Annotated in this window: 2 protein-coding genes; both read right to left on the reverse strand. The window is 59.4% G+C overall.

Going from position 1 to position 2,014, the window contains the following annotated elements; all coding sequences use genetic code 11:
- Positions 1 to 89: 89 nt before the first annotated feature.
- Entirely contained in the window at positions 90 to 1,259 is a 1,170-nt protein-coding gene (locus C2846_RS18410; RefSeq protein ID WP_240638236.1) for a type II toxin-antitoxin system HipA family toxin, read from the reverse strand.
- Positions 1,252 to 1,749, reverse strand: coding sequence for a helix-turn-helix domain-containing protein (locus tag C2846_RS18415; protein ID WP_075747539.1), 498 nt, complete (start codon positions 1,747 to 1,749; stop codon positions 1,252 to 1,254). The genes C2846_RS18410 and C2846_RS18415 overlap by 8 nt, the downstream gene beginning before the upstream one ends.
- Positions 1,750 to 2,014: the final 265 nt, after the last annotated feature.

Genomic DNA, 2,014 nt, shown 5'->3' on the forward strand with positions numbered 1-2,014 from the left:
CCCCCCCCCGAAATCTGGGGGCGGCAGCAAGCCTGATGCCGGTCGATTGCGGAACGAATAATGAGGTAAGTTATTGTTTTTTAAGAGCATTAAATGGAGACTTCGATGATCTCCAGAGCGTCTTGCTGCTTGAGTCGGAAGTAACCAGCCACCGACAGGGCCAGATCCAGGTCGAGCGCGTTGTCGAACTCGGAGACGTTGAGCTTCAGCCCATCGGCGTAGGACACTGGATTCATGTCGTAGGCGGCGGATAGCTGCCAGCCCTTGCCTGGGACAAGGATGAAACCATGGTTGCGCAAGTGGTCATCCGTATTGCTGACCAGCATGTTGAAAACGATGCGCTTCCACAGCTCCTGTAGGTCAGCTTCTGGCGTGGCGCCCTGGCGCATCAGTACCTCGGCGATTTCCAGGTAGCTGACGCCAGTTGAGTGGTCCTCGCCATCGACGTGCTCCGTCATGGTCATCGCTGAGGCGAAGTGCAGCCGCTCGCCCGTTGGGGTGCGGTCGAAGCGCTTGACCATGAAACAGTGATGGTTGCTGGCGTACTTCCCCGCAGTGGCCTCTGCCACGCGTAGACCGCAGGCGTTGGCGAGGATATTGACCACCATCTCCCAGGCGCCGACATCGTGTTCATCGTTGTTGCTGGGAAACTTGGCGATCCACAGGGCATTGTTCGGATCTACCACGCTGGCCTTTGGCCGGGCGCCACCCAGTGAGCCGCCGGGGGCTATCAGCATGCTCAACCAGTCTCGGCCGTTGCTCATGTCCTCGCCCTGCTCGAAGCGCCTGGACGCCTCCTCAAGCTCGCGCATGCTGGTCATCGGCGGTGCGGCCATATCGTGGTGGTTGTCCAGATACGGGCCATCGACATCAGTCTTGAAGCGAATGGCGCCCACACGGAAGCTGTCGTGCACGCCCAGCAGGTAGTCGGATTCGAACAGCTTCGAGCCTTCTGCGGCCACTCCCGCGCGCACATCCCGTTCATGTCGGCGTCGCATCAGTAAGCGCCCCCAGCGATCGGGCGAGGCGTCGGCGAAAAGGCCGAAGGTCGCGGCGCCCTGTGCAGGGAACTGACGGCCAGCGAAGGGCTGGAGTCTCGGGTCAAGCAGTGCCTGATGTGCCAGGCCGGCTAGTGCCGAGTCGACGAATTCGAACTCGAATCGCTCGCTGCCGCGTGTGCGCTGGCAATGCAGGGTGCCGAGCCTCTGTGGGCCAGCAAGTCCCGCCCAATCGGCGAAGACTAATATCTGGCTAGCCATCGAGTTCCTCCATCAACTGGGCCGCCAGGTCGGCGCCGGTAATGATTTTCTGATCAGCCGGTTTTGCCCTAGAAGGCGTCCTCTTTTCAGCCTTGGACGGCGAGCGCGAGGGCTTGGTGTCTGCCGGTTTCATCGAGCTTGGTTCGGTAGGGGGCGGAGTCCGTCGTTGAGGGGCGGGGCCCCTGGCGACCCGGGACCTTGCCGGCGACAGTGCCGTGTCCTGCAGGTGACGCCCCAGCTCATCGTTCAGCGCGATCTGGGCGATGTCTTTTTCCAGACCCAGCACTTGCAGCACGGCCATGTAGGCACCTAGGGTCACGCCTGCACTGCCTTGCTCTAGAGACCTGAGTGTCGGCAAAGACATCCCGGCCCGCTCGGCCATCTGTTTAGCAGTGATCTTGCGCCGCTTGCGCGCGAGCATCAGACGCTCGCCCAGTGCCTCGAGCAGCCGATCAGATGCAGGTAGGAGTGGGGCGGTTCGCTTTGCCATTGGAAAATATTTCTTCATAAACGTTGAAAAAGTGAAGTGATAATAGCATATGCGCTTCGCCTGGAGGCGAGAGATGGCAGAAAAGAAGAATTATCGATTCAATCTAGTCAAGATAATGAATGAATATTTTCATTTGTAGGTGTCTGCTGCCGACTGGAAAGACTAAAGCGGTCGTGAAAAAACAAGAAAAATCGCAGAAGCTCCCATCCAGCGCAGCGGCCAGGGCGCTGACCGCATGCACCCCGTTAGCTCAGAACCTTCCTTC

This window comes from Pseudomonas jilinensis, from assembly GCF_003586265.1.
Lineage (GTDB): Bacteria > Pseudomonadota > Gammaproteobacteria > Pseudomonadales > Pseudomonadaceae > Halopseudomonas > Halopseudomonas phragmitis.

Bases quoted from the DNA above. Each gene is read 5' to 3' on its own strand.
- C2846_RS18415 (WP_075747539.1), bottom strand. From the start codon at position 1,749: ATGGCAAAGCGAACCGCCCCACTCCTACCTGCATCTGATCGGCTGCTC.
- C2846_RS18410 (WP_240638236.1), bottom strand. From the start codon at position 1,259: ATGGCTAGCCAGATATTAGTCTTCGCCGATTGGGCGGGACTTGCTGGC.